The organism is Leclercia sp. LTM14 (assembly GCF_023736175.1).
Taxonomy (GTDB): domain Bacteria; phylum Pseudomonadota; class Gammaproteobacteria; order Enterobacterales; family Enterobacteriaceae; genus Enterobacter; species Enterobacter barmai.
The window spans coordinates 1-207 of record NZ_JAIKTT010000046.1 but is presented as its reverse complement, the minus strand read 5'-3'; the positions used below and the strand labels follow the sequence as shown (position 1 = coordinate 207).

Here is a 207-nt window from a genome sequence, read left to right as displayed (position 1 = left end):
TAGCTAAATGCGGAAGAGATAAGTGCTGAAAGCATCTAAGCACGAAACTTGCCCCGAGATGAGTTCTCCCTGACCCTTCAAGGGTCCTGAAGGAACGTTAAAGACGATGACGTTGATAGGCCGGGTGTGTAAGCGCAGCGATGCGTTGAGCTAACCGGTACTAATGAACCGTGAGGCTTAACCTTACAACGCCGAAGCTGTTTCGGT

General features: G+C 50.2%; 1 rRNA gene. It reads left to right on the top strand.

Annotated features, from left to right (window positions below):
• Positions 1 to 185, top strand: a 23S ribosomal RNA gene (locus tag K5I40_RS24210); the annotation flags it as partial.
• Positions 186 to 207 lie beyond the last annotated feature (22 nt).